Raw genomic sequence first — 24,357 nt, forward strand, 5'->3', positions numbered from 1 at the left:
CTCCGGATTCGGCCGGTAGACTGAGCGCCGTTCCCGCAAGGACCAACCACGACTGACCAACATCACGCACGCAAGTGTCGTACCTGACATCTCGTCGGCACCGCTCCCACGGTCCCGACCCCGACCGATGAGGCCCCTTCCATGCCGCACCCCCAGCAGGAAGCCGTACCCACTCCCACCTTCGAGACCGAGCCTCTCGACACCTCGCGCAAACGACTGCAGCCGACCAGCAGTCTCGGCGCAGCGGTCGTTCTGTGGTCGCTGCTGCTGGGAATGGGGATGCTGATGCTGGCCAACGGACTGCAGGGCAGTCTATTGGGGATTCGTGCTTCCTCGGAAGGCTTCAGCAACACCATGACGGGCATCATCATGTCGGCGTATTTCGCCGGCTTCCTGCTCGGCTCGACGCTTGCACCGCGCAAGCTGCGCCGGGTCGGTCATGTGCGCACCTTCGCGGCGCTGGCCTCCATCACCTCAGTGTGCATCCTGATCCACGCACTCTATGTGGTGCCCGAGGTGTGGATCGCCATGCGCTTCATCACCGGCTTCGCCTTCGCCGGTCTCTACGTGGTGGCGGAGAGCTGGCTCAACAGTCAGGCGACCAACCAGATGCGTGGCCGTCTACTGGCCATCTACATGGTGATCACCTATCTGGGCATGGGCGGCGGCCAGTTGCTGCTCAACGTCGCCAACCCGGAGACCTACCTGCTGTTCATTCTGGTATCGGTGATCATGTCCTTGGCGCTGGTGCCGATGCTGCTGTCCGCCTCACCGCAACCGGAAGGCGCGCAGCCGGAGGCCATGGGACTGGTGCGTCTACTGCGCCTGGCACCGCTGGGCACCCTGGGCGGCTTTGCCACCGGTATCGCCAACGGCACCGTCTTCGGCATGGGCGCGGTGTATGCCGACCGCGCCGGCCTGCCGGTGCAGGAAGTCTCCTGGTTCATGGGCGCCTTCATTCTGGGGGCCGCACTGCTGCAATGGCCGCTGGGCAAGCTCTCCGACAAGCTGTCGGCCAAGAAGGTGATTCTGGGCTGCAGTCTCGGGGCGATCGCGCTGTCCATCGGTGGCGTGCCGTTCAGTGGCGGCAGCATGATGACCATGGTGCTGCTGGGTGCAGGCCTCGGCGGGCTGATCCTGACCCAGTACTCGCTGTTCCTTGCCGCCGCCAACAATCTGCTGACAACGGCCCAGATCATCTCCGCCAGCGGCACGCTGGTGCTGATGCATGGCGCCGGCGCGATTCTGGGCCCGCTCACCGCGGGTCTGCTGATGGAGCGCTTCGGGGCCGTCGGCTTCCTCTATACCCTGACCGCCATTCACGTGCTGATCGTGATTCTGGCCGCCAGTGTCACCAGCAAGCCGCGTCAGGAGCTGGAGGCCGAGGAAGGCGATCACCCCGGCCACTATGTGGTGGCGCCCTCCACCACCAGTCCGCTGAGCGCCGCCTGGGTCGAGGAGGCCATCACCGAGCCGGAAACCGGTCAGCTGGAATTCGACTTCGATGCCGAACCTGAGCCGGAGCCGAGTGAGGAAGAACTTGCCGCCCAGCAACAGGAAGCGGCCTCCGAAGCAGAAGAAGGCGTCGTTCAGCAGGTCGACAATGAGGAAGGCGTGATGAACGACCGCGTCACCGGCATGGAAGACGACTGGCATCTGGATGGCCATATCGACGAGCAGGCCCAGCACCTCAGCGAAGAGGAACGTCGCGTCAAGTCGGAACCGGAGCGCGAGAGCTACTGATCACGTCTGATGAAATGCTCTATCAACAAGAACACCGCCTCTCGGGGCGGTGTTCTTGGTTGGAGCGGGCGAAACTGAGATAGGGGAAACTGAGACAGCAGAAACAAGGCAGGCGTAACAGCAAGACGGTACAGCGAGAGGATAACGTTCGGGGAAACGAAGAAGGCTCACAACGATAAAGACTCAGGATAGAGGCTCAGCGACGACGCTTGCCCGCCCGCGCCACCAGATGCGGTGCCAGCACACCCTGCAGCCTACGCACGGCCTGGGAATGCAGCTGCGAGACACGCGATTCGGTGACATCGAGTACCGCGCCGATCTCCTTGAGGTTGAGCTTCTCCTGATAATAGAGCGCCATCAACAGTTTCTCGCGCTCCGGCAGCCGCGCGATGGCCTCGTTTAAGGCCCGCCGCGTATCGGCCTCTTCCAGCGCATCATGCGGCAAGGCAAACGGCGTGACGAAGGGCGTCGCTTCAGGCGAGGCATGACTACCTGCCAGCCCGCCTTCCTCATCCATCATCTCGTCCAGCGACATCACCATGCCGTTGTTGGTGTCCAGCAGCAGGCGGCGATAATCCTCCAGCTCAAGCCCCATGGCGGCGGCGATCTGGGTCTCCTCGGGCGGATAGCCCAGGCTCTGCTCCAGCTGCTGGATCACGCTCTCAAGCTCGCGTCCTGCACGGCGCACACTGCGCGGCAACCAGTCGCGCGAGCGCAGCTCATCGAGCATCGCGCCGCGGATGCGCTGACTGGCATAGGTGGCAAAGCTGGCGCCGTGGCCCTGCTCATAGCGTCCCACGCATTCACAAAGCCCCAACATGCCAGCCTGAATCAGATCCTCGAGATCGACACTCGCTGGCAAGCGCACCTGCAGCTGCAGCGCAATGCGGCGCACCAGCGGCTGATACTCGGTGTAGATATCCTGCTGGGCCATGCGCCCATTGGCGGTATACATCGGCGTCCTGGTCCTCGCTTGCATCCCTCGGGGTCGTTTGACTCAGGGTCGTGCCCCCATCCTCGGGACTCCTGTTCCCAGCGTATTGTCGCGCCCCCGCCACAAACCATTCGCTCGAATAGCTACCCTCAGCGACGGCTTTCCTGCCTTACGTCGCCACTCCGCCTCGGGGAGACGGAAATGAAGACAGACGTGAAGAGACAGAGAGGGAAGACGAGACACGTACAACCCCCACCAGCCGGTCGACAGAATGTCGCGAGCATCTCGCGGGGCGAGCCAGAAACTCAGTCGGAATGAGAAACATCGAAAGGCTGCAGAAAATTTCTAAAGTTTTGTCGCGCCGCGACGATAACTGAAGCAACGGCACAGGAGTCGTTACTGGCGACACGCCATCTATCTCCCCATTACGACAGGAAGTGACACATGGCTTCAGTGATCAATACCAACACCCTTTCCATGGTGACTCAGCAGAACCTGAATCAGTCCCAGAACGCCCTAAACACCTCCATGGAACGTCTGTCCTCCGGCCTGCGCATCAACAGCGCCAAGGACGACGCCGCCGGTCAGGCCATCGCCAACCGCATGGACGCCCAGATCACCGGCCTCTCCCAGGCTCAGCGTAACGCCAACGACGGCATCTCTGTCGCCCAGACCGCTGAAGGCGCTTTGAATCAGGTCAACGATAACGTGCAGCGCATCCGAGAATTGACGGTTCAGGCGCAAAATGGCACCAACAGTTCTGAAGATTTGCAATCCATCCAGGACGAAATCAACCAGCGCACTATCGAAATCGACCGCATTTCAAGGGAAACGGATTTCAATGGCGTCAAGGTACTGTCCGAAGACCAGTCCATCTCCATTCAGGTCGGTGCGAATGATGGTGAGACAATCAACATTGATCTCAACAAAATCGACTCGTCATCATTAGGCTTGGATACACTTGATGTCACCAGTTTGCCTAAAGCAGCTTCATTCGGGAATGGCTTCAATGATGGTACTAACGCTATTGTGACAGATGACCCGACAGTCACAATTACAGACAATGGTGGCACTGAGCTTGATGGAGCAAGCGTGTTTAAGGATAGTGACGACAACTACTATATCAAAACCGCGGAAGGCGAATATTATACAGCCACAGCTGCCAACAGTGACTCCGCTGGCGGTGCTGGTACCAACTATGACACAGTGACAATTAAAGCAAATACTACCGCTATGGCAAGCGATGACATTTCTAATGCGGGTTTGTCACCGCTTAGCGACATTGATGATGCCCTGAATGATATCGACAGCCAGCGTTCAGCCCTCGGTGCCCTGCAGAATCGATTCGATTCCACGATCACCAACCTCTCGACCATTGAAACCAATCTGGCGTCTGCCCAGTCGCGTATCCAAGATGCTGACTATGCAGAAGAGGTCTCCAGCATGACCACTGCACAGATTCTGCAACAGGCGGGGACTTCCATGCTAACCCAGGCCAACCAGGTGCCGCAGAACGTGCTGTCACTGCTGGGCTGATCTCTGGCTCGCTTGCTGAATAGTCCTGTCAATCAGCAAGAATGGCAGGCCTGTCGCTGGCAGAGGATAGTGGCCTTGTTGATATCGCTCCTTTTAGTCAACAGCGCTCTTGCATTTCAATCTCCGTCAGCAATGTCCAGCAGCAGCAAACAAAAAGGGCAGACGCATCGCGTCTGTCCTTTTTCATTGGAATGGGACATGTATCACACCGCCATGTTCATGATTTCCTTGTAAGCGCTGAGCAACTTGTTGCGCACCTGCACGGTCATCTCGAATTCCAGTGAGGCCTTCTGACCCGCCACCATGACCTGATCGAGGCTGACATCCGGGCTGCCCAGCTCGAAGGCCTTGGCCTGCCCCGCCGCGATCTGCTGTGACTGGCTGACGCGCGCCAGCGAATCCTTGAGCATGCCGGCAAAGCCCTGTGCATCAGTGCCGCTGGCGTCTGACACTGCGCCCACCGACTGAGCGTTGCTCCCGGCCGCCTGCGCCGCCATCTGATCGAGCTGCTGCAGACTGCCCGTCATCGCGGATGACATCGCCGCGCCGACTGCCTCAATCGCCATCCCGCCTCTCCTTTCTCAACGCGTGCCATTCGTCTGCCGCTTTCAGTGGGGCCAGACTACCAGTCAGTCGAGCGGCTGAAAGTGACTAATACCCCTGTTTTGCGACGCTATTCGTCTGATTGGATGTGCGCCCAGCTTCGATAATGGCCATCCTACGCAAGAAGGCGCTGCGAAACGCGACATTGTTGATCCCTCGTTTTCATGTTTCACCCTGCTTGCTGGAATCACCCGCTGCGAGTTCAGACCACGGCGCTTATCGGACATCTGCATGAGTACACCCAGCCAGACAGCGCCCCAGTCGGGCACCTCGACGACGTCACAATCACCAGACAAGCCAGCCAACCCCTTGCTGCCGCGCCTGGCGGCATTGCCACGCCTGCCGCTTATCATGGCGGCCGCCTTCAGCGTGGCTGTCATCGTCGCATTGTTGCTGTGGGGCGCTGGCACCCAGTGGAGTGTGCTCTATCGTGATCTACCCGCCAGCGAAGGCGGCGAGATCGTCGCGCAGCTGGAGCAGACCGGCGTGCCCTACCGATTGAGCAATGAAGGCGCCACCGTCGAGGTCCCCAAGGAGGATGTCTATCGCCTGCGTCTGGCACTTGCCCAGCAGGGCCTGCCCAGCCAGGGCGGTTCCGGCTTCGAGCTGATGGATACCCAGGCCTTCGGCATCAGTCAGTTCACCGAACACGTCAATTACCAGCGCGCCCTGTCCGGCGAGCTGTCACGCACCATCGCCAGCCTCGATCCGGTGTCCAGCGCCCGTGTGCATCTGGCACTGCCGGAAGATTCCGTCTTCGTGCGCGAGCGCCGCCCAGCGACGGCGTCCGTGGTGGTTGAACTCAAGGGCGGCCAGCAGCTCAAGGCGCGTCAGATCCAAGCCATCCAGCATCTGGTGGCCGGCAGCGTGCAGGGCCTGGCCAGCGAAGATATCACCGTCGTCGATCAGGACGGCAATCCGCTGTCGCGCCCGGCGGGCGATGCGCTCAACCTCGATGGCAGTGCGCTGGAATATGCCCAGGCACTGGAGCGCCGATATCAATCGCGCATCAATGCCCTGCTGACGCCACTGGTGGGACGCGACAACTTCCGCGCCGAGGTCAGCGCCCAGCTCGATTTCTCCCACGCCGAAGAGACCGAAGAGCACTACACGCCCAATCAGCAGCCGGGCAGTGCAGCAGTGCGTAGTGAACAGCTCAACAATACCGGCGCTGGGGAAATGCTCGGCATCGGGGGCGTGCCGGGTGCCCTCTCCAACACGCCCCCGGGAATTGCCGCCTCGCCCATCAATGCCGATGACGCGGCGAATGCTGACGGCACGACACAGACAGACGACGCGGCCAGCGGCCTGAGCAACTATCAGCGCAGCAGCACCATCAACTATGAAGTCAACAAACGCGTGCGCCATACCCGTGCGCGCTTGGGTCGCCTCGACAATCTCTCGGTGGCGGTGGTGATCAATCACCGCCGCAGCATGGACAGTGACGGCAACCCAACCAGCGAACCGTTGGCAGACGACCAGCTGGCACAGATCGAATCGCTGGTGCGCGAGGCGATGGGCTTCAATGTCGAACGTGGCGACAGTCTGAGCGTGATCAATGCGCCCTTCATGACCGCCGAGCAGCGGAACGCCGGCCCGCCGCAGCAATGGTGGGAGAAGTGGCTGAACAATACCGAGATGCAGGCGCTGGCCATCGAGCTTGGCCGCTACCTGATCATCGGCTTCATCGCCTGGCTGCTGTATCGCAAGTTGCTCAAACCCTTGCTGATACCACAACAGAATCCGCAGGACTCCCAGCCCATCGGGCAACTGGGCGAGCCCCCGGGAGCATCGCACCGGACTCCAGACCTTCGAGAGAGTGATTCCTCCACGACAGACCACTCAGCAAAGGGCTCCATGCCAACAGCTGGGTATGGGGAGCTGGAACGTGACTCTCATCATCAGCACAACCTGAAGAAAGCACAGGATATGGCTCGCGAAGACCCTCGCCTGGTCGCCATGATCCTCAAGAACTGGATGAGCCATGATGACTAAACCATTGAGCAATCTGGAGCGTAGCGCAGCCTTGTTGATGAGCCTTGATCAGGATAGCGCAGCGGAAGTCTTCAAGTTCTTCACCACCGCCGAGATTCAGCAGCTGAGTGCGACCATGACTCACCTTCCTCAGGTATCTCAGCAGCAGATGTCTGAGCTGCTTGAGGATTTCCATGCCGATAGCCAGCAGTTCAGTGCCGTCAACACTCTCTCGAGAGACCACATCCGTTCGGTACTGATCAAGGCACTGGGTCAGGATCGCGCCAGCTCACTGTTCGAGGATATCTTTGCCAGCAAGGAGCAGAGCAACGGCCTGGAAACCTTGAATCTTCTTGAGCCTGCACTAGCAGCCGAGGTGATCTGCAATGAACATCCACAGATCATTGCCACCATCCTGGCGCATCTGGAGCGCCATCAAGCGTCGCAGATTCTTGAACACTTCGAAGAAACTCTGCGTCACGACATCCTGCTGAGGATTGCGACCTTGTCCGATATCCAGCCGATCGCTTTGCAGGAATTGAACGAGGTATTGTCCAGCCTGCTGGAGGGTCAGATTCTCAAGCGCAGTAGAACAGGTGGCATACGCGTCACAGCGGAGATTCTCAACCTCTTGCCAAAGCAGCATGAAGAGAAAGTGCTCGAGGCAATCCGTGAGCACGATGAAAACCTCGCCAATCTCGTGATCAACGAGATATTCGTATTCGAGAACCTGTCCGATCTGGAAGACCAAGCCATTCAGCTGATCCTCAAGGACGTGGATAACGAGACATTGGTAATAGCACTCAAGGGTGCCAATGAAGCGATTGTGCAGAAATTCCTGCAGAACATGTCGCAACGCGCAGCAGAAACGCTGACGGACGATATGGAGGCGCTAGGCCCTGTCCGCGTCAGCCAGGTCGAGGCAGAGCAGAAGACTGTACTCGATGTCGTCCGTCGCCTGATGGATAGTGGAGAGATAATGGTGAACCCAAGTTCTGAAGACTATGTCTGATCACGCTCCTGCCCACACCACTAGCGAATGGCAGCCGCTGGAACTAGACGCGCTGGATGGCAAGTCCGCATCGCCCCAGTCGGGTGGCGGCTTTCAAGCCGGCATGCCGCACACTGCGGCACCGGATGTCGGCCTGATTCGGCGCATGGCGCAGCGTGCTCGCTCGACCTTCGAGCAGGAGACGCTACAGCAGCAACAGGCGGCGCGTGACGAAGGCTATGCCGCGGGCGAGAAAGCCGGTTATGAAGCGGGTCTGGCGCGTGCAAGGCAGGAAGCCGCCGAGCAGGCGGCGCGTCAGGCCGAGGCCGCCCGGCAGGCGCTCGAACAACAGGCCGCCCAGCTGGCACCGCTGATCGAGAACCTGCAGCAGTCACTGGCGTGCCTGGATGAGCAGATCAGCGATGAGCTAGCGGCGCTGGCCATCAGCGTCGGTCAGCATCTGGCCCATGAGGCATTTCGTGCCCATCCGGAGCACATCATCGACAGCGTGCGCAGCCTGCTGGCGGCGGATCCGCCGCTGATCGGCCGTCCGCGTCTTTACCTGAATCCGGACGACCTGCCGCGCGTCGAGCAGGCAATGGGCGAACAGCTCACCAGGCTGGGTTGGCAGTGTCTGCCGGATGCCAGCCTGAGCCTCGGCGGGTGTCGCGCTGAAGCCGACAGCGGCTGTCACGATGCCAGCCTCAAGAGTCGGCTGGAGATGCTGTCACGCCAGCTGCGCCATCGCGGCAGCGCCGACGGCAGCCTGCATGGCAAGGACGAGGCCAGCGGGTCGCGCATGGTGCACCGCCAGTCGTCAGAACATGTACCGCCAGAGCAGGCATGCACTGAGCTGGCAGGAGATCGCGCATGAGTGACACGCCATGAGCACCTCTTCCGCACAGCAATGGCGCAGCGCGCTGGGCGCCATTCGTGAGCGCGTCGAGAGCCTCGAGCCCCAGCGCAGCAATGGCCGCCTGGTGCGCGCGACCGGCCTGGTGCTGGAAGCGGTCGGCCTGCGCCTGCCGGTGGGCGCCAGCTGCCTGATCGAGCTGGGCGCGAAGCTGCCGCCGGCCGAGGCCGAGGTGGTCGGCTTCGCCGATCAGACCCTCTACCTGATGCCCATCGACCCGCTCAGCGGCGTCGCACCGGGGGCGCGGGTGTTTCCCCTCGGGCATGGCAATGTCGGCGAGCGACGCTATCCGGTCGGCGAAGCGCTGCTCGGGCGAGTCGTCGACGGCGTGGGTCGCCCGCTGGATGGCCTCGGCCCGCTGGAAGATGTCGAGCATGCGCCGCTGGAGAGCCGTCCCCTCAATCCGCTGGAGCGCGCGCCCATCGACACGCCGCTGGATGTCGGCATTCGCGCCATCAACGCCTTGCTGAGCGTCGGCCGTGGCCAGCGCATGGGGCTGTTCGCCGGTTCTGGCGTCGGCAAGAGTGTGCTGCTGGGCATGATGGCGCGCTTCACCGATGCCGATGTCATCGTGGTCGGCCTGATCGGCGAGCGCGGGCGCGAGGTGCAGGAATTCATCGAGAACATTCTCGGCGAACAAGGCCTCAAGCGCGCCGTGGTCGTGGCCACGCCGGCCGACATGACGCCGCTGCATCGCCTCAAGGGCGCCAGCTACGCGACGCGCATCGCCGAGTCCCTGCGTGACAAGGACCAGAATGTGCTGCTGATCATGGATTCGCTGACCCGTTACGCGATGGCCCAGCGCGAGATCGCCCTGGCCATCGGTGAGCCACCGGCCACCAAGGGCTATCCGCCTTCGGTATTCGCCAAGCTGCCAGCGCTTGTGGAACGCACCGGCAACGGACGGCGTGGCGGCGGGTCGATCACCGCCTTCTATACCGTGCTGACCGAAGGCGATGACCAGCAGGACCCCATCGCCGACAGTGCTCGCGCGATTCTGGATGGACATATCGTGCTGTCGCGGCGCATCGCGGAAAGCGGCCACTACCCGGCCATCGATATCGAAGCCTCTATCAGCCGCGCGATGTCGGCGGTGGCGCCGGAGCGGCAGCTCACTCGCGCCCGTCGCTTCAAGCAGTTCTATTCCAGTTATCAGCGCAATCAGGACCTGATCGCCATCGGCGCCTACCAGCCCGGCAACGACAAGGTGCTCGACGCCGCGGTGCGCCTGCACGAGCCGATGGGACGTTTCCTGCAACAAGGCACTACACAGCACGCAAGTCTTGCCGATAGTACGAACATGCTCGAACAGTTGCTGGCCCAGCCATGACGGACGCCTTCACCTGTCATTGATCGGGAACCTTCACTGAATGGCCATCTCATCGTCACGTTTCGACACCCTGACCCAGCTGAGCGAGCGCCGGCGTGATGGCGCTGCGCGCCAGCTCACCAGCCAGCGTCAGCGTCAGGAAACCGCCGCCCAGCAACTGGTCACCCTAGAGCAGTACCGTCTCGACTACTGCCAACAGATGCAGGCACGCTTGACTCGAGGGCTGGACCCGGCCAGCTGGCACAACTATCAGGCCTTCATCGCCTCGCTGGACAAGGCGATTGCCCAATGTCGCGCTCGGGTGACCCGGGAACAGACCCAGACGCACCATCAGCATCAGCGTCTGGTGAAGGAACAGCAGACCCACGCGGCCTGGCAGGGCCTGGCGGATCGCGCCAGCCTGAGCGCCGCGCTGCAGGCGCGCACCGCCGAGCAACGTCAGAGTGATGAACAAGCCACCCAGGCCTGGTTACGCCGTGCCAATGGCTGAAGACGGCCAGTCAGAGGAGTGACACCATGACGGACACTGCACGCATCTCGATGTTGTCGGCCACCTCGCCAACCCTCTCGCCAACAAGGGCACCGACCAGCGCCAAGGACTCTTCCGAGGCGACTCGTTCGCGTGACGACGTCGGCTCGGCTTCCGCAGAGAGCGACTTCGAGGCACATCTTTCACGCGCCCAGCGCGAGGATCGCCAGCAGGACAGGCAAGCGATGCAGACGCAGGCGCAAGAGGCACAGCAACAGCGTATCGAGCGTCGCGAGGCGGCCGAAGACAAGCATGCGCAGCACCTCGAGCAGGCTCATGCAGCGTCGTCAGAGACATCGCCCACTCCGGACCCGGTCGCTTACGCCTTCCAGAATGGCAACCTCCTGCCTGCCCAGCCCTCATCGGCAAACGGACAGCGATCAGCGCAGCCACTTGAGGCCTCACGACTGGATAGCAGCGTCGAGCGCGGCATCTCGCGCATGCAACAGCTGCAGCAACTCACGCAAGGTGGCCAAGGCGCTTCTGGCGGCGGCGATGCAGCATTGAACGCGACAACTGCCGCAACAATTGCCACGACAGCGGGCAATACAGAGGGCAACACGGCGCTGCAAGGTGACTGGCTGGCCGCGCTGCGCAACCCAGCGGCGGCTGGACTGGACGGCGCGATTGCGGATCAGTCACCCAGCAACAGGAGCTCCGCGACAGCGGCAGGCAGCCTGAGCACGGATGCGCCGTCCTCACTGACGGATGGCGCGCTAGGCCCGCTGACCGAGGAGGCCATTGAAGGCGTCACCGCCAAGGCCGACGGCGCCCTGCTTGATGCCAACGGCTCACGCGCCGGTGCCGATCAGTCCCAGCTCTCGGGTGCGTCAACAGCTGGCGTGTCAGCCGGCGCATCGAGTTCGAGCGCTGCAGGCAGCGGTGCCATGCTCAATGGCACGGGCAATCCAGCGGTCAATGCAACAGGTATGGCACCACAGGCTGGCACCTTGATTCCCGCAAGCGTCGGCACTCAGGCCTGGCAACAGGCACTCAGCGAGCAGGTGGTACGCATGCAGCTGAGCAAGTCGCCACAGGCCGAGATCGCGCTCAATCCAGCCAATCTGGGCAAGCTGACCATTCGCCTCAACATTGGCGAACAGGGCACCAGTGCACACTTCGTCGCGAGCCAACAACAGGTGCGCTCGGCGGTCGAGTCATCCCTGAGCGAGCTGCGTCAGGCGCTGGAATCTCGGGGGCACGAGCTGACGGCGATCAGCTTCAGTGCTCAGGACGACACACCTGACAACACACCGGACGAGGCGGCGGACAACTCGGCCAATCAGGGTCAGTTCGCCCAGCACCTCGAGGATCAGCCGGCGAGTGATACCAGCACAAGCGCTGACGCCATGGAGGGAAGTCTCGCCGCGGGAAATCTCACAAGCAATCTTGCAAGTGCAACCCAGGCAGCCTGGGGGCAGCGTGAATGGCAGGCATGACGGGCCTGGCGCTTGCCAGGTGCTTGTGTCAGCGGCTCCCGTCAGGTAGCTGTCAGATGAGCCCGCCTGGCGCGTCATCATTCAAGTAAGCGCTCGCACGTGGCGTTATTCCGCCGTTCGATAACCACGCCTTCGGTCATACTGGCCCCGCCACCGACTCCAGGGACACCGCACCACGATGTCAACGATTATCACCACCCCCGCCAGTCAGCGTCGCTCCTGGCTGCTGATCGGGGTCATCAGCCTGATGAGTGCCGTGATCGCGGCGCTAGTGGCCGTCTATTTCGCACTTCCGATGCTCAGTGATCAGAAGGCCGCACAGGACGCCGAGCCGGAGGTCGTGGTCGTGCCACCGCCGGTCTTCATGCCGCTGGCGCCCTTCACGGTCAACCTGGAAAGCCCACGCGGCAATCGCCTGCTCTATATCGGCATCACGCTCAAGATGGCCGACCAGGACGTGGTAGCGCGTGTGGAAGAACTCAAACCCGAACTCAAGAGCCGTCTGCTGCTGTTGCTGTCGGGCCAGAGCCCGGATGAGCTGATCACCCAGGCCGGCAAGCAGACGCTGCAGAGCACCCTGACCGAGGCGCTTTCGCGCCCCTACAGTGAAGGCGGCCAGCCACTGGCCATCTCCGGCGTGCTGTACAACGACTTCATCGTGCAATAACTGGCCATGGCTCAAGACGATCTGCTGTCACAGGACGAAATCGATGCTCTGCTCTCCGGCGTGAACGGTGACAGCGGTGCAACGGCTGACGCCTCGAGCACGCCCGGCGAAGCGCGCATTCGCCCCTTCGACCCGGCGAGCCAGCACCGCATCATCCGGGATCACCTGCATGCCCTGGATATCATCAACTCACGATTCAGTCGTCAGTTCCGCATGGGGCTATTCAACCTGATCCGCCGCGGCGCCGATATCACCGCCGGGCCGGTGCAGTTCCTGAGCTACAACGAATTTTCTCGCAACGTGCCGGCGCCGACCAACATCAACCTGTTCACCATGAAGCCGCTGCGCGGCACCTCGATGCTGGTGTTTCCGCCCAGTCTCGTGTTCATGGTGGTAGACAGCCTGTTCGGCGGTGACGGCCGCTTCGTGACCAAGTCAGAGGGCCGCGAATTCACGCGCACCGAACAACGCGTCATCCAGCGCCTGATGCAGCTGGCCTTGAATGCCTACCGCGACGCCTGGTCGGCGGTCTACGCCGTGGAAACCGACTATCTACGCAGCGAGATGCAAGTCAAGTTCGCCAATATCACCAGCTCTCCCAACGAGATCGTGGTGTGCACCAGCTTCCATCTGGAGGTCGGCAATCACAGTAGCGACTTCCAGATCTGCCTGCCCTACTCGATGATCGAGCCGCACCGCGAGCTGCTCTCGAGCCCGCTGCAGGAAACCAGCGCCGAGGGTGACAGCCGTTGGGGCGAGCGCCTGCGCAAGGAAGTGCGCGCCACCGATGTCGAGCTGCACGCCGACTTTGCCAGCATCACCACCACGCTGGGCGCGCTGGCCGAACTTGCCGTGGGCGATGTGCTGCCCATCGAGAAGCCCGAGCGCGTCAACGCCTACGTCAACAATGTGCCGGTTCTCGAAGCCGGTTTCGGTCGCGCCAATCGCCACCGCGCCCTGCGCGTGACCCGCATCATCAATCATCCGATCAACACTGCCAGCGAGGACAGCGGCGATGAGTGAGCCCAATTCGCCAGACGCGCCCGCGCCCAAGGCCACCCCGAATTCCCCGACATCCGGTACTGACGACCCCTGGGCCGATGCGATGACCGAGCAGATGGGCGACGAGTGGGCCAAGGCGCTGGAAGAACAGCAGAGCGAGGCTGCCCCGCAGGGCGGCGACATCTTCGAGCCCCTCGATGGCAGCGGTGGCGGCGCACGCCCGCGCGAGCTGGACATGATCATGGACATCCCGGTCAAGATGACCGTGGAGCTGGGGCGCACGCGCCTGACCATCAAGCAGCTGCTGGAGCTGTCGCAGGGCTCGGTGATCGAACTGGATGGCCTGGCCGGTGAGCCGATGGACATCCTGATCAACGGCTACCTGATCGCCCAGGGCGAGGTGGTCGTGGTCGAGGACAAGTACGGTATCCGCATCACGGAAATCATCACCCCCAATGAGCGGGTTCAGAAGCTCAACCGCTAAGGCTGTTCATGTCATGACCTCCGATGCCCCTGACGGCGCGATCCTGCTGCCGGATACTGAGACGGCGCCCTACAGTGCTGCCAGCACCATTACCAGCGCCAGCACCCAGGCGCCGTCACCGGCCTTTCTCAGTAGCGACGCAAACCTGACTGCCGACACAGGACACAGCTCACCGCTGGGCGCGGCCAGCCTGGTCAATACCGGGCTGGCACTTGCCGGCGTGATCGGCGTGATCCTGCTGCTGGCCTGGCTGATGAAGACGCTCGGGGGTGCCCAGACACTGCGCGGCAATCGCATTGCCCTGCGCCCGCTGGCGCGGTTGGCGCTGGGTCACAAGCAGAGCCTGGTGGTGGTAGCGGTGGGCAACCAGCAATTGCTGCTGGGCGTCGGGCCGGCGGGTATCACCTCCCTCGGTGAGCTGACGGCCGAGAATGGCGGCCTGGTGCCCGCAGACGCTGGCAGCACTCCGAACGACGCATCGCTGGCCTCGCCTGCCTCCCCAACCGGCGGGAGCGGTGCCGCGGCAGGCTTTGCCGAGCTGTTGCGCGACCGACTCGCCAGACGCTCGCCGACTGCTACATCCGCCACGATGCCCTCTGATGTGACGCAAACGACTACCCCAGACAAGACAGATGACGCGGAGCCTCGCTCATGACGGGGCTGGTGAGGTTGTCGCCGGGCTTGAAGAATGCAGGAAGGCTGAAGACAAGAGAGCTGCTGACAGGACTCCTGATCGTATTGTCGGCATGTCTGCTGACCAGCCAGGCGGCGCACGCCGATGTACTCAACGGCCTGACCAGCCAGCCACTGCCGGACGGCGGCGAGTCCTGGTCGCTGAATATCCAGACGCTGATCCTGCTCAGTGGCCTCGCCCTGCTGCCGGCGGCCTTGCTGATGATGAGCGCCTTTACCCGCATCATCATCGTGCTCGGCCTGCTGCGCACCGCGCTGGGTACCGCGTCTGCGCCGCCCAATCAGGTACTGGTCGGCATCGCGCTGTTTCTAACTTTCTTCGTGATGTCGCCGGTGCTGGAACGTATCTACGACGAGGCCTGGCAACCCTATGACAGCCAGGCCATCAGCCTGCAGGAAGCCATCGAACGCGGCGGCGATCCGCTGCGCGAATTCATGCTCGGTCAGGTGCGTGAGCCGGATATCGCCCTGTTCGCTCGCCTGGCCAAGGTCGAGGAAATCCAGACCCCGCAGGACGTGCCGTGGCGGGTGCTGCTGCCGGCCTTCGTCACCAGCGAGCTGAAGACGGCCTTCCAGATCGGCTTCAGTCTGTTCGTGCCCTTCCTGATCATCGACCTGGTGGTGGCGAGTGTGCTGATGGCGCTGGGGATGATGATGGTGCCACCCGCCACCATCTCGCTGCCCTTCAAGTTGATGCTGTTCGTGATGGTCGATGGCTGGCAGCTGCTGCTGGGGTCGCTGGCCGAGAGCTTCTACTGAAAGATCATCTACTGAGCCAGCCCCTGGCATCACGCAGGCGCCGAGCTTTCTCATCGTGACGCGCAACCGTGCACTGCCAGCCTCGACACCTCCCATCTGCCCATCGAGAACGCTCCGCCATGACACCTGAAGTCATCACCAGCCTGGCCTCGCATGCCATGTACATCACCCTGTTGGTGGCAAGCCCGCTGCTGGCCAGCGCCCTGTTCATCGGCCTGATCGTCAGCCTGTTCCAGGCCGCGACCCAGATCAACGAGATGACCCTGTCCTTCATCCCCAAAATTCTCGGCGTGTTCGGCACCCTGGTACTGGCCGGCCCCTGGTTGCTGGAGACGCTGATGGACTTCACGCGCAGCGTCTTCACCGGCTTCCCGCACCTGATCGGATGAGCGACACCTGCATGAGCATCGGCAACTGGCTCGACGCAAGCCCGGCGGGAGGACATCTCCTTGCCGAATGATCTGCTGTCCCCCGAGCACCTCCAGGCCCTGCTGCTGAGCGTGATGTGGCCCTTCGCGCGCCTGTCCGGTTTCATGATCAGCGCGCCGCTGTTCGGTCACCGCAGCCTGCCCACACCGGTGCGCCTGTTGATGGCCTTTGGCCTGGCGCTGATCATCGCGCCACTGGTCGAGAGCCCACCCCCGGTGGATGTGCTCGGCCCGGCCGCCGTCTGGCAGCTGGCATTGCAGATGGGCGTCGGCCTGGCACTGGGTCTGGTGATGCGCATCACCTTCGCCATCGTCGAGGCGGCCGGAGAATTCATCGGCTTGCAGATGGGGTTGGCCTTCGCCAGCTTCTTCTCGGCTGACACCGGCACCAATACCCAGGTGCTGTCGCGCCTGCTGGGCATGCTCGCCATGCTGCTGTTTCTGGCCTTCAATGGCCATCTGCTGGTACTGGAAATCCTGGTCACCCACTTCCACGAGATTCCCCTCGACCTGCGCCGCATGGGGCCCGTCGGGCTCGAGAATCTGTTGCTGTGGAGCGCCAGCCTGTTCAGCGCCGGCCTGCTGCTGGCCCTGCCGCTGGTGGCCTCGCTGCTGGCGATCAACCTCGCGATGGGCGTACTCAACCGCTCGGCACCGCAGCTGTCGGTGTTCTCGATCGGCTTCCCGCTGACCCTGCTGCTGGGCATCGCGATGCTGTGGCTGATGATGCCGGGCATGACGGACTGGCTGTCGCTGCTGTTCCGTCAGGCGCTGGGCGCCTTCCAGGCCGTACATGAAGGCCTGGGCACGATGCCATGACATGCAAGCAAGGATCTGAAAAGCAAAGATCTGAAAAGCAAAGACCAGAACGCAAGAGCCGCACCGGATGCCATCGCGAGAGCGAGTATCCAGTGCGGCTTTTTCATCATTCCTCGAACGGGGTCACGTCATCACTCAGCGCAGATAGTCGAACAGCGACATGCCCGCGATATCCGAGAACGCCTGCTGTGAGGCCTGCAGCCCCACCTGGGTCAGCGAGTAGTCGGAGATCGCCTCGTTGTAATCCAGATCGATCAGGTCCGAGCGGGTCGAGGCATAGTTGAGCTCACGGTCATCCCCGATGATATCCAGTGAATCCAGCTCGTTGAGCTTGGTGCCGACATCGGCACGCACCGTCAGCACATTGTCGAGACTGTTGCTGAACTGGCGACTGGCGGTCGAGATGGCGTTGTTGAAGGCGGTCTGATCGGCCTCACTCTCGATCGGCGTGCTCAGCGCGCTGATCAGGCCATCCAGATTGGCGAACAGATCGGCGCTGGCCTCACCCTCCTCGACCACCAGCTGCGTTGCCTTGCCGGAGGCCTGGGCCTCAGACACCTGCTGCTCATCACCGGACAGCGTCATCGACAGGCCATTGAACGCAAGGGTCATGCCATCGCTGAACGCCACAGGCGATGGCAGCGGATTGCCTTCGGCATCCAGGATCGGGAGATCATTGCCTTCGGCATCGGTGCCACTGATCGTGACACCGGCGGCATCGATGCTGATGCTATAGCCCGCGCCATCAACCCGCGCCGAGACGTCGACGACGTCCGGCCCCTTGAAGGTGATCGGCAGTGACGACTCGCTTTCGCTGGTCTGGCGGGCCAGCTGCTGATTGCCGGATGCCACGCCGCCAAAGATCTGGCTGCCGGTATGATTGACCTCCATCAGGCGCGAGCTGTCGACGCGTTGCTGGCGCTGCTGATCATCGCCGCGATAGCTGCCATCCTCGCCAAAGGGCGCCGTATCACCGCTCATGCCGCCGAACAGATAGTTGCCGTTGCCGTCGGTGCTGTTGGCCAGTCCCAGCAGCACTTCGCGGCTGCCTTCAAGCTCGGTGGCCAGCGCATCACGGTCACTGTCACTGAGGGTGCCGTTGCCCGCCTGCACGATCAGGCTCTGGACTCGCGTGATGGTGTCGGTGACCTGATTGAGCGCGCTTTCCTCGATGGAGAGGTTGTTGCGCGCCGTGGTGCGGCTGTCACTGAACTGCTCATTGACGGCCTGGGACTGCGAGATCGTCACCGCCTGGCTGGCCGCACTCGGGTCATCCGAGGGATTGACCACGCGCTTGCCGGTGGCCAGCTGCTCGGACACCTTGGAGAACGCCGCCTGCTGATCCAGCATCGAGGTGACGCCCTGGGCATAGAGGGTTTGGGTACTGATGCGCATCACGGCCTCGTTAGCGGATGTTCAGAATGGTATCCAGCACCGTCGACGCGGTCTGGATGACCTGGGCGTTGGCCTGGTAATACTGCTGATAACGGATCAGGTCCGCGGCCTCTTCATCCAGATTGACCCCCGAGATCGACTGGTCTGCCGCCGACAGCTGCTCGGTCAGGCCCTGCTGAGCCTCCAGGTTGACCTGCACCTGACGGGTCTGGTTGCCGACCTGGCTGACCAGTGACGCGTAGTGATCATTGAAGCTGCCGGCGCTGCCCAGGGCGTCGCTGCTCTGCAGTGACTGCAGGGCGAGAATGTTGCGGTTGTCGAGACTGGCATCGCTTGAGCCCGCGGCGATCTCGGCGCCCTCGTCGATCGCGACCCCGAAGGTATCGGCGATATTGCGCGTCGGCTGGATGGTGAAGCTGTCACCGTCCGCCATGCCGGTGGCGGTGAACACCAGGCCATCCTGGCGCATCACGCCTTCGCTGTCCGGGGTCAGGGTCTGCACGGCGCCGCTGCTGAGGTTTTCCAGCTGGTAGGTGCCGCCGCCAAGGCTCAGGCGGTAGTCATCGCCGGTCAGCGCGACGCTGTAGAAGTCGTCACCGTCCTGCTGGGTGGCGGGGGCGAATGTCACCTCAAGGTCCGCTCCGGCGGCGTTGCCGCTGGCCGGCTGCACTTCCGGATCACCGAGGGTGAAGAAGTCGCCCCCCGTGTTGCCATTGGCGTCGACACCGTCGGCGTGCTGGGCATTGAAGGTCAACGTCAGACCCGCGGCCAGCTGGCCGAGCTGATTCTGGGTCGGCTCGAGGCTGTCGGCTCGGAAGCTCAACAGCCCGCCCAGGGTGCCGCCTTCGAGCTGCCCCTCATCGATGGCGCTGGTCACGCCCGGCGCCACGCTGTAGGTGACCACCGAACGGCTCAGGTCCTGCGGGTCTGGCTCCACGGCCAGTTCATGATTGCTGCTGCCGTTGACCAGCAGCTGGCCATTGCCGAGGCTGACGCTCAGCCGGCCATCCTGATCCTGCACCTCGACGCCGACCAGCGTCTGCAGGTCGGTCACCGCCTGATCGCGCTGGTCCAGCAGGCCCAGTGGCTCTTCGCCGGTACGCGCACGCGTCAGGGAAATCTGCTCGTTGAGCGAGGCGATCTGGCTGGTGGCAGTGTTGATGTCGCCGACCACATCGCCGAGCCGTGAATTGACCGCAGAGTCCATGTCATCCAGATAGGCGGAGAAGGCATTGAACTGCCCGGCCAGGCTCTCGGCGCTGCCCAGCAGGCTCTCGCGCGCCGCCGGATCACTCGGCTGACTGGCCACGCCTTCGATGGCGCCAAAGAACTCCTGCATCAAGGGCGCCAGGCCCGCCTCGTCATCGGCGAGCAGATTGTCGATCTGACTGATGTTGGCTTCGTGGGTCTCAAGCGCCGTGCTGGCGCTCATGGCGCTGTCCAGCTGCGCCGAGAGATAGCTGTCGGTCTGACGACTGATCGACGCCACGCTGACACCACCACCACTGCTGCCACTCAGTTCGACCGTTTCACGGCTATAGCCCGGCGTGTAGACGTTGGCGATGTTGTTGCTGTTGGTGGCAAGCGCCGTCTGGGCGGCTTGCAGACCACTGACACCGATACTCAACATGCTGCTGGCCATGGCGTTTACCTGAAAGGAACAATGGGAAAAGGGAGAAGGTGAATGACGCCATACCGGCGTACGGATGCTGTGATTATCGGCGCGTCAGACGCCAACTTGATGCCGCAGGCAGCAATAGTTGCCAGCGATTCATCAACAGTGAATCGTCATAAGCGGCGCTAGCGGAACAGCGGCTCCGAACGGCCCATCGCCAACTGGATGGCACCTGATGTAGCGCCTTCACTGCCAGTACCGATCTCTTTATCCGCCGCAGGCGCCATATCCGTCGCAGACGCCACAGACGCCACACCCGTCTCTGACACCGCCTCCGTCGCTGCCGCCATCTGGACCAGCGGCTGAGCATCGCGCGCATCGAGGGCAAACAGCGGCGCAGAAGGCTCAAGCAGCCCGCGCGTGGAGCTTGAGTTGGCGGTTGCGACAGACGCTGACGCAGGCACGGCATCGCGTGACGCCAGGCGGGTCTCCGCTGTCTCGCGAGTGCCGCTGGCCTCCAGCGGGCCGACCCGACTCATGATCGAGATCAGCTTGTCGGCATAGTGCGGGTCAGTGGCGTAGCCCGCCTCCTGCAAGGCACGCGCCGCACTCTCGGCGTCCGGAGACTGCTTCACGTGGGCATAACGCTGGGCGCCGGTCAGTAGTGAGGCATGATCGCGCAGCGCACTGGCCTGATCGGGATAGACGCGAAAGCTGTCCTCGAGACGCATGCGGCGCCCATCGCGGTATTCGGTGGTCAGCACCGTGGTGCTGTCGCCCTGCCAGCTGCTGCCGGCCTTGATGCCGAACAGGTTATGGCTGTCGGTGCCGGCCTCGGTGTGGATACGACGCTGCCCCCAGCCCGTCTCCAGCGCGGCCTGCGCCAGAATCAATTCTGCGGGCAGCCCGCTTTCAAGACTGGCCGCCTGAGCGGCGGGACCAAATTCCGCCACGAAGCGCTGTACATTCTCCGGCTGACGACGTTGTTGCTCGCTGAGCGCTGCCATGTCGGTCACTGCCACCGGGCTGACGGTGTCAGACACGTCATCCTTGCCTGTCGTCGCCATCGGCAGCTCGGCATAGACCCCTCGCGCCGTGTCGCCGGGGGCCAGCGTATCGAGTATCGCCATGAAACCGGTGACCTCGTCTGCGTCGCGTGTCTCCACCGCCGCCTGCCAGTCATCCTCGCGAGCCGCGCCCCCCTCCGGGGTCAGACCCACCGCCGACAACCAGCCACCGGCCCCCTGTTCAGCGACCGGCTCGCCCTCCACTGCTGCACTGGGGGACATTGCAGTGCTGCTATCCGTGTTCGTGCCCGGCGCCGAGCTGGAAGACAACTGCTGAATCAGGATCTTCGACAAGCCGATACCGTCGCCGACACTGGCCAGTTGCTGGGAGAGCTGCTGGTCCAGCATCGAGGTCATCATCTCTTGTTGCTGGGAGCCACTCAGCGCTGAATTCTCGGTCGCCGAGCGCATCTGCTTGAGCATCATGTTGAGCATCAAGGCCTCGAATTGGCGCGCACTCTCCTCCAGTGCCTCCTGCTGGCGCTCGCCGCCACTGCTGGCCGCCCCCTTGAGGCTCGCCAGACCCTGGGTATCGAAGGCCAGACGACCGGCATCCACGTTGGCACCGCTACCAAGCACACTCATCAGATCACCTCGAGATCAGCACGCAGCGCACCGGCTGCCTTGAGCGCTTCCAGAATCGAGACCAGGTCCTGCGGCGTGGCGCCCAGCGCATTCAGGCCATCGACGACCTCCTGCAGACTGGCAGTCCCCTCGACCATGCGCAGCGCACCGCCCTGCTGATTCACGCTGATATCGGGGTCGTTGACCACTGCCGTCTGCCCCTGGGACAGCGGCGCAGGCTGACTGATCACCGGATTGGCGTCGATCACCACCGACAGATTGCCGTGGGTAACCGCGGCGCGCGCCAGGCGCACTTCGGAGTTCATCACCACCGAGCCGGTCCGCGCATTGACCACCACACGCGCACGCGGCACGCCCAGGGCGACCTCGATGTTCTCGAGCCTGGCGATGAACCCGACACGCTGACTGAGATCACGCGGTGCCTGCACCACGATATCGCGGCTGCTGAGCGGCGAGGCCAGCGAGCCCCCGAAGTTGCGGTTGATGGCGCTGGCGACGTTCTGGGCATGATTGAAATCGCCCTCGAACAGATCGAGATGGATCACGCCATTCTCATCCCCGAGACGCGTCGGCACGCCGCGCTCCACCGTCGCGCCACTGGGAATGCGCCCAGCGGTCAGCTGGTTGACCTGCACGCTGGAACCGCCGGCCGAGGCACCGGCGCCACCGATGATCAGATTGCCCTGCGCCAGCGCGTAGACCTGGCCATCCACGCCCTTGAGCGGCGTCATCAACAGGGTGCCACCGCGCAGACTCTTGGCATTGCCCAGCGACGACACCACGACATCGATGGGCTGACCGGAGCTTGCAAAGGCCGGCAGACTGGCGGTGACCATGACCGCCGCCACGTTCTTGAGCTGCATGTTGGTACCCGACGGCACCGTCACGCCCAGCTGGGACAGCATGTTGGTCAGACTCTGGCCAGTGAACGGCGCCTGGGTGGTCTGGTCCCCACTGCCATCCAGCCCCACCACCAGGCCGTAGCCGACCAGCGGGTTGTCGCGCACGCCGCGCACCTGGGCGAGGTCCTTGATGCGATCGGCCTGCGCCGACTGCAGCGTCAAGGTCAGGCAGCTCACCAGCATCAGGCAGGCGGCCAGCGCAGCGCGCCAGCGGGGATAAGGGAGCATCTCAGGCATCGGATAGCGACTCATGATGGGACAGCGTGGTGAGAAATCGGGACGAAGCATTCAAAACAGGGCAATCCTCTACAGAACAAGCCGCGGCAATCGCCACGCCAGGCTCAGAACGGCGCCAGATTGAGGAAGAAGCGCTGCATCCAGCCCATGTTCTGTGCCTCGTTGATATAGCCATCACCGACGTATTCGATGCGTGCACTGGCCACCTGGGTGGACTGCACCGTATTGGCCGAGGAAATCGTGCGCGGATTGACCACTCCGGAGAAGCGAATCGACTCGGTGCCCTGATTGATCGCGATGCGCTTCTCGCCGCGCACCTCCAGATTGCCGTTGGGTTGCACCTGACTGACCGTCACGGTGATGGTGCCGGTAAAACTGTTGTTGGCATTCGAGCCACCACTGCCGGTGAAATCATTCTCGCCCTCGATATCGGCATCGGTGCCATCCAGCAGGCCCGTCATGAAATCGGGGATGGCGGTCAGCGAGAAGCCGAGGCTGCCGTCACGGCTGGCATTGCTGGCCGAGCTCTTGCTGGCGCTGACATTCTCGTCGAGCAGGATGGTGATGATGTCGCCGATGGCACGCGGGCGGCGATCCTCGAACAGCGGCTGGTTGCCATACAGCGGTTGGAAGATGGCGCCATTGGCCATCGGTTCCGGGCGCGGCTGCATCGTCGATTCCATTGGCGTGGTATCGACCAGCGGCTCGCTGGGGATATGGGCACACCCGGCGGCTACCAGCGTCACGGCCAGCATCGCCAATCCGGCCAGCGCGCGGCGCAGGCGACGCCAGCCAGGCAACGTCAATCCGGGCTTCGCCAAGCCAATCTGGCGTGGGCAAACAGCTGACAGGGATGGCAACGCCACCACCGGGAGATCACGCGAAAGCGACATGCGACAACCCTTACATCTGGACCAGACGCTCCAGCATCTGATCGGTGGTGGTCACGGCCTTGGAATTGATCTCGTAGGCACGCTGGTTCTGGATCATGCCCACCATCTCTTCCACCACGTTGACGTTGGAGGTCTCGACGAAGCCCTGATAGAGAGTGCCCGCACCATTGAAGCCCGGCACGTTGTCACTGCGCGGCCCGGAGGCGTCGGTCTCGGAATACAGATTCTCGCCGCGACTGAACAGGCCCGTCGGGTTGATGAAGGTGGACAGCTGCAGCTGACCGACCTCGGTGCTGTTGGTGGAACCGGGCTGGGTGACGCTGACCACGCCATCGGAGGCAATATCGACACTCAGGGCATTGGCCGGAATGACGATCGCCGGGTCCAGCGGGTAGCCACTGGCGGTGACCATCTGGCCAGTGCTGTCGAGCTGGAAGGAGCCATCGCGGGTATAGGCATTGGTGCCATCCGGCAGCATCACCGCGAAAAAGCCCTGACCATTGATCGCGACATCCTTGGAGTTATCGGTCTGCTCCAGATTGCCCTGGATGTGCAGACGCTCGGTGGCCACGGTGCGCACCCCGGTGCCCACCTGCAGCCCCGAGGGCAGCTCGGTGGTGGCAGAGGAGGCAGCGCCGGGCTGGCGCATGTTCTGATAGAGCAGATCTTCAAATACCGCGCGCGACTGCTTGAAACCATTGGTCGAGACGTTGGCCAGGTTGTTGGCCGTGACGTCCATCTGCATCTGCTGAGCTTCAAGGCCGCTCTTGGCTGTCCATAGGGCACGAATCATCAGGGGGCTCCGCCGTGATTACGGGG

The 24,357-nt window shown here is 62.8% G+C and carries 23 protein-coding genes; 15 read left to right on the forward strand and 8 right to left on the reverse strand.

The annotated features are described in order from the left end of the window. Positions 1-141 precede the first annotated feature (141 nt). Positions 142-1,743, forward strand: coding sequence for an MFS transporter (locus tag FLM52_09360; GenBank protein ID NVN55995.1), 1,602 nt, complete (start codon positions 142-144; stop codon positions 1,741-1,743). Between the two features lie 196 nt (positions 1,744-1,939). On the opposite strand, the gene FLM52_09365 is transcribed toward FLM52_09360, so the two are convergent. Continuing rightward, positions 1,940-2,698, reverse strand: a complete 759-nt coding sequence (locus tag FLM52_09365) for an RNA polymerase sigma factor FliA (protein ID NVN55996.1) — start codon at positions 2,696-2,698, stop codon at positions 1,940-1,942. A gap of 423 nt (positions 2,699-3,121) precedes the next feature. Here FLM52_09365 and FLM52_09370 point away from each other — a divergent pair, with 423 nt between their 5' ends. Next, on the forward strand, positions 3,122-4,213 hold the full coding sequence (locus FLM52_09370; protein NVN55997.1) for a FliC/FljB family flagellin: 1,092 nt from the start codon (positions 3,122-3,124) through the stop codon (positions 4,211-4,213). A 203-nt stretch (positions 4,214-4,416) separates the two neighbouring features. Here the strand turns inward: FLM52_09370 and fliE are convergent, their stop codons facing one another. Beyond that, positions 4,417-4,752, reverse strand: coding sequence for a flagellar hook-basal body complex protein FliE (fliE, locus tag FLM52_09375; GenBank protein ID NVN55998.1), 336 nt, complete (start codon positions 4,750-4,752; stop codon positions 4,417-4,419). 295 nt (positions 4,753-5,047) lie between these two features. On the opposite strand from fliE, the gene fliF reads away from it, so the two are divergent. From fliF to fliR, 13 genes are all read left to right on the forward strand, one after another. Beyond that, positions 5,048-6,811 (forward strand): flagellar basal body M-ring protein FliF, encoded by a 1,764-nt coding sequence (gene fliF / locus FLM52_09380; GenBank protein ID NVN55999.1) that lies wholly within the window; start codon positions 5,048-5,050, stop codon positions 6,809-6,811. Then, positions 6,804-7,802 carry a flagellar motor switch protein FliG gene (fliG, locus tag FLM52_09385; protein ID NVN56000.1) on the forward strand — a complete coding sequence of 333 codons (999 nt, stop codon included), beginning with the start codon at positions 6,804-6,806 and terminating at the stop codon, positions 7,800-7,802. The genes fliF and fliG overlap by 8 nt, the downstream gene beginning before the upstream one ends. Continuing rightward, positions 7,795-8,655 (forward strand): flagellar assembly protein FliH, encoded by an 861-nt coding sequence (locus FLM52_09390; GenBank protein NVN56001.1) that lies wholly within the window; start codon positions 7,795-7,797, stop codon positions 8,653-8,655. Before fliG ends, FLM52_09390 begins: the two co-directional genes overlap by 8 nt. A 10-nt stretch (positions 8,656-8,665) precedes the next feature. Continuing rightward, positions 8,666-10,024: a flagellar protein export ATPase FliI gene (fliI, locus tag FLM52_09395; GenBank protein NVN56002.1), complete on the forward strand. Its 1,359-nt coding sequence runs from the start codon at positions 8,666-8,668 to the stop codon at positions 10,022-10,024. 40 nt (positions 10,025-10,064) lie between these two features. After that, positions 10,065-10,514, forward strand: a complete 450-nt coding sequence (fliJ, locus tag FLM52_09400; GenBank protein NVN56003.1) for a flagellar export protein FliJ — start codon at positions 10,065-10,067, stop codon at positions 10,512-10,514. A 26-nt stretch (positions 10,515-10,540) separates the two neighbouring features. Beyond that, positions 10,541-11,992, forward strand: a complete 1,452-nt coding sequence (locus FLM52_09405) for a hypothetical protein (protein NVN56004.1) — start codon at positions 10,541-10,543, stop codon at positions 11,990-11,992. A 178-nt stretch (positions 11,993-12,170) separates the two neighbouring features. After that, a complete protein-coding gene (fliL, locus tag FLM52_09410; GenBank protein NVN56005.1) occupies positions 12,171-12,659 on the forward strand; it encodes a flagellar basal body-associated protein FliL in 489 nt (162 codons plus the stop codon). A gap of 6 nt (positions 12,660-12,665) precedes the next feature. Beyond that, positions 12,666-13,682 carry a flagellar motor switch protein FliM gene (gene fliM / locus FLM52_09415; GenBank protein NVN56006.1) on the forward strand — a complete coding sequence of 339 codons (1,017 nt, stop codon included), beginning with the start codon at positions 12,666-12,668 and terminating at the stop codon, positions 13,680-13,682. After that, complete coding sequence (fliN, locus tag FLM52_09420) at positions 13,675-14,145, forward strand: flagellar motor switch protein FliN (protein ID NVN56007.1); 471 nt, start codon at positions 13,675-13,677, stop codon at positions 14,143-14,145. The genes fliM and fliN overlap by 8 nt, the downstream gene beginning before the upstream one ends. Further along, positions 14,117-14,800, forward strand: a complete 684-nt coding sequence (gene fliO / locus FLM52_09425; GenBank protein NVN56008.1) for a flagellar biosynthetic protein FliO — start codon at positions 14,117-14,119, stop codon at positions 14,798-14,800. Before fliN ends, fliO begins: the two co-directional genes overlap by 29 nt. Then, the gene (fliP, locus tag FLM52_09430; GenBank protein ID NVN56009.1) at positions 14,797-15,597 is read left to right on the forward strand and encodes a flagellar type III secretion system pore protein FliP; all 801 of its coding nucleotides are present in this window, start codon (positions 14,797-14,799) and stop codon (positions 15,595-15,597) included. Before fliO ends, fliP begins: the two co-directional genes overlap by 4 nt. A 119-nt stretch (positions 15,598-15,716) precedes the next feature. Then, positions 15,717-15,986, forward strand: coding sequence for a flagellar biosynthesis protein FliQ (gene fliQ / locus FLM52_09435; GenBank protein ID NVN56010.1), 270 nt, complete (start codon positions 15,717-15,719; stop codon positions 15,984-15,986). 114 nt (positions 15,987-16,100) lie between these two features. After that, positions 16,101-16,844: a flagellar biosynthetic protein FliR gene (fliR, locus tag FLM52_09440; protein ID NVN56011.1), complete on the forward strand. Its 744-nt coding sequence runs from the start codon at positions 16,101-16,103 to the stop codon at positions 16,842-16,844. A gap of 135 nt (positions 16,845-16,979) precedes the next feature. Here the strand turns inward: fliR and flgL are convergent, their stop codons facing one another. The 6 genes from flgL to flgG all read right to left on the reverse strand — a co-directional run bounded on the left by flgL (position 16,980) and on the right by flgG (position 24,331). Beyond that, entirely contained in the window at positions 16,980-18,239 is a 1,260-nt protein-coding gene (flgL, locus tag FLM52_09445) for a flagellar hook-associated protein 3 (protein ID NVN56012.1), read from the reverse strand. Between the two features lie 10 nt (positions 18,240-18,249). Next, positions 18,250-19,881, reverse strand: coding sequence for a flagellar hook-associated protein FlgK (flgK, locus tag FLM52_09450; GenBank protein NVN56013.1), 1,632 nt, complete (start codon positions 19,879-19,881; stop codon positions 18,250-18,252). Between the two features lie 158 nt (positions 19,882-20,039). After that, positions 20,040-21,506: a flagellar assembly peptidoglycan hydrolase FlgJ gene (gene flgJ, locus FLM52_09455; GenBank protein ID NVN56014.1), complete on the reverse strand. Its 1,467-nt coding sequence runs from the start codon at positions 21,504-21,506 to the stop codon at positions 20,040-20,042. After that, the gene (locus FLM52_09460; GenBank protein NVN56015.1) at positions 21,506-22,636 is read right to left on the reverse strand and encodes a flagellar basal body P-ring protein FlgI; all 1,131 of its coding nucleotides are present in this window, start codon (positions 22,634-22,636) and stop codon (positions 21,506-21,508) included. Before FLM52_09460 ends, flgJ begins: the two co-directional genes overlap by 1 nt. 113 nt (positions 22,637-22,749) lie before the next feature. After that, complete coding sequence (flgH, locus tag FLM52_09465) at positions 22,750-23,538, reverse strand: flagellar basal body L-ring protein FlgH (GenBank protein ID NVN56016.1); 789 nt, start codon at positions 23,536-23,538, stop codon at positions 22,750-22,752. A gap of 10 nt (positions 23,539-23,548) precedes the next feature. After that, a complete protein-coding gene (gene flgG, locus FLM52_09470) occupies positions 23,549-24,331 on the reverse strand; it encodes a flagellar basal-body rod protein FlgG (GenBank protein NVN56017.1) in 783 nt (260 codons plus the stop codon). Between the last annotated feature and the right edge of the window lie 26 nt (positions 24,332-24,357).

It is taken from the genome of bacterium Scap17 (assembly GCA_013376735.1).
Taxonomy (GTDB): domain Bacteria; phylum Pseudomonadota; class Gammaproteobacteria; order Pseudomonadales; family Halomonadaceae; genus Cobetia.